The sequence below is a fragment of the Acinetobacter lwoffii genome, assembly GCF_024129115.1.
Lineage (GTDB): Bacteria > Pseudomonadota > Gammaproteobacteria > Pseudomonadales > Moraxellaceae > Acinetobacter > Acinetobacter lwoffii_T.
On the sequence record NZ_JAMXXO010000042.1, the window covers coordinates 1 to 5,479 of the forward strand.

Sequence of the window (5,479 nt, forward strand, 5' to 3'; positions counted from 1 at the left end):
CGTGCACTACGTAAAGGACAAGCATCGTCATTTTATTATGGTCAGCCTCAGGGTGAAGTGTGTCTAATCAACAGGGTTTTCGGTCTCTAAGTACTTTTTAAAGGGAACATCATCGACTCAAATCTCTATTTGCAACAGTGCCGTTAAATAAGACTACATAAAGCCATGGAATAATGATCATTAATTTATCGTGTAACATGATAAATTATTAAAAAAGCCCATTCGAGGGTAAATGGGCTTTTTAATAGTATATAAGAAATTGATTTTTAAAGGAATAAAATTGCATTTCGTATAACGTGTATTATGTTAATTTTAGAGAAACTACTAAATTATATTGAGTTGTAAATATTTGAAATTCCGTTAAGATATTTTGGATTAAATTCTATTCCTAGATAGCATTCGTGTTGACTCATCTCTCCAAAAAACTTTGGTTTTGTTTTCTTATGGTTTTTGCCATAGGATGGAGTAGTGTGTCTGTTGCATCAGTAAAGATAATGCATATCAATATGCAAACTGAAATGAGCCAAGATCATTGTTTAGATCAAGCACAGCAAGTCACTCAACATGGTATTAATCACGAAGTACAGACGAATACCGATTGCCATAATCATTTAGCTATTAATCAGAATATAGATCACAAAAAGTGTCAGGAATGTTCTAGCTTATCCTGCCAGACACAGATCTCATGTCTTCATTCTTTGCAAAGCTCGCTAGATCCCCTAGATACCTTCTATTCTATAGATCAGCCTAATTTTTATTACCTCAACCAATATCTAAATGGGTATTGGCAAGAAATTTCACGTCCTCCTAAAACTTAACCAATTTTTTTAAAATTTATTTATTTTTCAAAAATTAAGGTTAAGTTATGTCTCATAAAATTAGTTCGTACCTATTAGCAGGTATTTGTTTTGCATCGTCGCCTTTGGTTTTTGCCGAAGTGCGTGAATATCAGCTTGTTATTGATGAAGCAGTGGTCAGCCCAACTGGAAAGCCTGTAAAGCGCATTACCGTAAATGGTCAATTTCCTGCGCCTTTGCTTGAGTTTGAAGAGGGTGATGAAGCCATCATTCGCGTGAAAAATAATTTAAAAAACCAAGATTCTTCTATTCATTGGCACGGACTGTTGTTGCCGGGCATTATGGATGGTGTACCGGGATTTAATGGTTTTAACGGTATTAAGCCTCAAAGCGAGTATGTTTATAAATTCAAGATTCGCCAAAGCGGGACTTATTGGTATCACGCTCATTCTAAAGGACAGGAACAGGACGGCTTATATGGTTCTTTTGTGATTTATCCAAAAGGTAAAACACCATTGGCAGCACATGAAAAAGCTGAACGTGACTATGTGGTGATGTTGTCAGATTTTCATGAAAAAACCAGTGATCAAATTCAGAAAGATCTTAAAATTTCAGCTGAATATTATCAAGATCAGCGTGAAACCTTGGGTGATGTTTGGAAGCAGGTTAAACGTGATGGCATAAAAGCGACATGGTCTGACCGCAAAATGTGGAATCAGATGCGTATGCTAAAAACCGACATGTCGGATGTTACAGGTTATACCTTCCTCATTAATGGCAAAACACCTGAACAAAATTGGACAGGAATGTTTAAACCGAATGAAAAAATTCGCCTACGTTTTGTGAATGCATCTGCGATGTCTTTCTACGATGTCCGTATTCCTAACTTGAAAATGACTGTGGTCAGTGCTGATGGTCAGCCTGTAAAACCTGTTGCTGTGGATGAGTTTCGTATTGGCACAGCTGAAACTTATGATGTGATTGTGGAGCCAAAAGGCGGACATTATCAAATTGAAGCTGAGTCAATTGACCGTGCAGGCTATGCGATTGGTACACTGCACAATGAATTAAATCCTATGACACATGGCATTCATATGCCTGCACCACGTCCACGCTCACTTTTGACCATGGAAGATATGGGACATGGTGGCGGTGATCATGCAGGAATGGATCATTCGAAAATGAACCACGGCAATATGCAAGGCATGGATCACTCGAAAATGGATCATTCAAAAATGAACCATGGCGATATGCAAGGCATGGATCACTCGAAAATGGATCATTCACAGCATGGCACAGCAAAACCACAAGAAAATGATCAAGTGGTTTATGGTTGGGCAAATGCATCTACACCTGCGGGCAATAAAGCCTTGCAATATAGTGATTTAAAATCTTTAGAACCGCAAAAAGATACTCGTGAAGCTAGCAGTGAATTAGTAGTGCGTTTGGGCGGTACTATGGAGCGTTATATTTGGACGATTAACGGTAAAAAATTCAGCGATGCTGAGCCATTAAAAGTGAAGTATGGCGAGCGTATCCGTATCAAATTTATTAATGACAGTATGATGGCGCACCCCATGCATTTACATGGCATGTTTATGCAGTTGGAGAATGGTCAAGAGTCGGTAGATATGCCGAATAAACACACATTGATTGTACCACCGGGTAAAACAGTGACTGCTTTATTAACTGCGGATGAGTTGGGCGAATGGGCAATCCATTGTCATTTGTTGTATCACATGAGTGCAGGAATGATGAACAAGTTGATCGTGGCAAATGTTAGCGATGAACAAGTGTCTACAACGCCAATTCAAGGTACAAATTCGACTCAAACTCACCAAGTAACTGAGCAAAAAGGAGCTGGACATGCACATCACTAATTTTGTATTTAAAGCGTTTTTTTCTGTTGCGGTATTGAGTTTAACAAGCTTAAGTTTGGCGCACGAAGTGCATCATTCAACTGCTCAGACTGATGGAAAAAATGTACCATCAATGAATCATCAAGCGATGTCTGAGATGGATCATTCACAGCATTCTCCACAAGAGCATGCACAACACATGCAGATGATGGGGAAAATGAATCATGCTGCACATTCAGCACCGATGAACCATCAACATGCAGGTCATCAGCCAATGCATCACAAATCAACAGAGAAACAGCAAGATCAAAAAGTACAGAAAGGAGATCAACATGCGCACCATTAATCTTTTTTCTAAAACTGTTTTAGCAAGCTCTTTGTTGATGGTCAGTGCAGTGAGTTTGGCACATAATGGTGAAGATCATAGTGCGCCTGAAAAAATGACAGTTGCTACATCTTCTAGTCAATATCAGCCGATGCAAATGGATCGCTCTCAAATGAACCATAGCCAAATGAATCAGGTACAACATCAGGCAACATCTACGGTTAATCATTTACATCATGTACCAGATGCGAATGCTCAGCAGAGTTCGCATTATGATCATCGCTCAGAACACGGTGCGCAAATTTATGCGATTACGACAGTGGACAATAAGTGGCTTGTCAATGAAGATGGCACAGGTGATTTAAAGTCAGAGTTTGAAACCCGTATTGGCACAGATGAAAATAAGGTTTTTATTAAAATTCATGCCGATAAAGAAGAATCGCATGATGCACATTATGATGCCAAACTTTTATATAGCCGTATGATTTCAGACTTTTGGGATGCACAGATTGGTGCACGTTATCGTAGTGAAAAAGTTGAACTCAATGATCATCGCAAAGACACCGAAGAAAATGTTGATGCGGTGATTGGCTTACATGGTATGGCGCCATATTTCTTTGAAACTGATGCTTATCTCTATGCGGGAGAAGACAATTATGCGGGCTTTAGCCTAGAAACGGAACGTGATTTTCTGATTACGCAAAAGTTGATTATTCAACCTTATTTAGAGTTGGATGCTATCTTTAGTGATGACTCTAAATATGCGAAAAAAACTGGTTTAAGCAGTGCAACCGCAGGGTTTGAAACTCGCTATGAAATCAGTAAAAAGATCATGCCGTATATCGACATTGCCTATGAGTATTCAAAAGGTAATGATGAAACGTCGTGGCAAATAGAATCAAACTCTGAGAAAGGTTGGTTATATGGAGCTGGTGTTAGATTTAGATTTTAATTAATTTAATGATTACTAAATAGCTTTATTTAAATAAAACTCTAGCTTAATGTGGCCGGAAGCAAAATGTTAACTTATTTTGCTTCCTTCCATTTAACATAATGGTGGTTATACGAAATTCTTTTGTTAGAACCCATTTAAATAATTTTATTTATCAAATACTTAAACCAAAAAATCCAAAACTCCAAAGATCAAAAAACACACGCTTTCACAACTCGTGTGTTTTTCAAGCAGATTTGTAATATTTGGCCAATAAAATCGATTAAAAAATACTCAAATTCGACATTTCCCTAATGTCCACGGCCTTCCCAGGACCAAAAATATCCCCAATTTCTGGGGATAAAATTTAGGCTATTTTGTAAGCCCTGGCTCATACCAATCTCGGCCCTTTGCTGCTATCTGCAATACTGGAAATTTCCTATCATGAAGACATAGAGAGCAGGATGCTCCAGATAAAAAGAATAAGATGAACAACAAGGAACGTGAGATCAGACAGGAGTCAGATCTAAGCGCCAAATATGGAAAAGCCCGACAGGATGTCGGGCTTTTTTATTGCCTATCCTTTCTCATTTGCAAAACAAACATAATGCCCCTAAAATATAGACTATAATCTATATTTTGGTTGTGGTATGTGGACAGTCATTACGACAGATCTATTTAATCAGTGGCTTGAACAGTAAGATGAACCTACACAAGAGAAGGTCCTAGCTGCCCTGGTTGTTCTACAGCAACAGGGACCGAGTTTAGGCCGTCCTTTAGTAGATACTGTGTATGAGTCTAAATTTACCAATATGAAAGAACTGCGTGTTCAACATCGCGGTAGACCCTTAAGAGCTTTCTTCGCATTTGATCCCTTACGACAGGCTATTGTTCTATGTATTGCTGATAAAGGCGGTAAAAAGCGTTTTTATAAAGACATGCTGGATATTGCAGATGAACAATACCAACTTCATCTCACTACCCTAGGAGATAAATCTAATGGCTAAGACTCTGCAAGAATTGTTAGCTAGCCGCTCTCCAGAGAGCCAAGCCCGTATTCAAAAAATGGCTGATGAATTACTGCTAGAAAATCAGCTTCATCTTATTCGTGAAGAACTCGAAATTTCTCAAAAAGAGCTTGCTGAAACTTTGGGAATAAAACAGCCATCGCTTTCAGCAATAGAAAATCGTGGCAATGATCTTAAGATTTCAACCATGAAAAAGTATGTTGAGGCAATGGGTGGGAAGCTCCGTATTGATGTAGAGCTTCCAACAGGAAAACATATAGGATTCAACGTTTAACAATAAAAATGGGAGCTATAGGCTCCCATTTTTAGATTCGTATAACGTTGAACCCAACGGTAAATAGTCGTGTGATCAACATTCACACCCCGTTCGGCCAGCATTTCCTGCAGTTCACGATAGCTAATGCCATATTTACAATACCAGCGCACAGCCCAAAGAATGATTTCGCCCTGAAAATGCCGACCATGGAAAGGATTCATATGCTGCACCTTTAGCTAAAACAGTCTTCAGCTTACCATTCGTGGTTATTTGCAACAGTGCC

4 protein-coding genes and 3 pseudogenes are annotated in these 5,479 nt (G+C 38.7%); 6 read left to right on the forward strand and 1 reads right to left on the reverse strand.

Annotated elements, in window-relative coordinates; translation table 11 throughout:
- From NI470_RS15365 to NI470_RS15390, 6 genes and pseudogenes are all read left to right on the forward strand, one after another.
- A pseudogene (locus NI470_RS15365) lies at window positions 1-90 on the forward strand (IS6 family transposase); the annotation flags it as partial.
- A 775-nt stretch (window positions 91-865) separates the two neighbouring features.
- On the forward strand, window positions 866-2,677 hold the full coding sequence (locus NI470_RS15370; RefSeq protein WP_034583971.1) for a copper resistance system multicopper oxidase: 1,812 nt from the start codon (window positions 866-868) through the stop codon (window positions 2,675-2,677).
- The gene (locus NI470_RS15375) at window positions 2,664-3,002 is read left to right on the forward strand and encodes a hypothetical protein (protein WP_253148976.1); all 339 of its coding nucleotides are present in this window, start codon (window positions 2,664-2,666) and stop codon (window positions 3,000-3,002) included. Before NI470_RS15370 ends, NI470_RS15375 begins: the two co-directional genes overlap by 14 nt.
- Window positions 2,989-3,933: a copper resistance protein B gene (locus tag NI470_RS15380; protein ID WP_253148978.1), complete on the forward strand. Its 945-nt coding sequence runs from the start codon at window positions 2,989-2,991 to the stop codon at window positions 3,931-3,933. The genes NI470_RS15375 and NI470_RS15380 overlap by 14 nt, the downstream gene beginning before the upstream one ends.
- Before the next feature lie 629 nt (window positions 3,934-4,562).
- Window positions 4,563-4,919 (forward strand): annotated as a pseudogene (locus NI470_RS15385) (type II toxin-antitoxin system RelE/ParE family toxin).
- Window positions 4,912-5,214 (forward strand): helix-turn-helix domain-containing protein, encoded by a 303-nt coding sequence (locus tag NI470_RS15390; protein WP_001140620.1) that lies wholly within the window; start codon window positions 4,912-4,914, stop codon window positions 5,212-5,214. The pseudogene NI470_RS15385 and the gene NI470_RS15390 overlap by 8 nt, the downstream one beginning before the upstream one ends.
- Window positions 5,215-5,255: 41 nt before the next feature.
- On the opposite strand, the pseudogene NI470_RS15395 reads toward NI470_RS15390, so the two are convergent.
- Window positions 5,256-5,417, reverse strand: a pseudogene (locus NI470_RS15395) (IS6 family transposase); the annotation flags it as partial.
- Window positions 5,418-5,479: the final 62 nt, after the last annotated feature.

Excerpts from the sequence above, each read along its gene's own strand:
- NI470_RS15370 (WP_034583971.1), top strand. The coding sequence starts at position 866 with ATGTCTCATAAAATTAGTTCGTACCTATTAGCAGGTATTTGTTTTGCA.
- NI470_RS15375 (WP_253148976.1), top strand. The coding sequence starts at position 2,664 with ATGCACATCACTAATTTTGTATTTAAAGCGTTTTTTTCTGTTGCGGTA.
- NI470_RS15380 (WP_253148978.1), top strand. The coding sequence starts at position 2,989 with ATGCGCACCATTAATCTTTTTTCTAAAACTGTTTTAGCAAGCTCTTTG.
- NI470_RS15390 (WP_001140620.1), top strand. The coding sequence starts at position 4,912 with ATGGCTAAGACTCTGCAAGAATTGTTAGCTAGCCGCTCTCCAGAGAGC.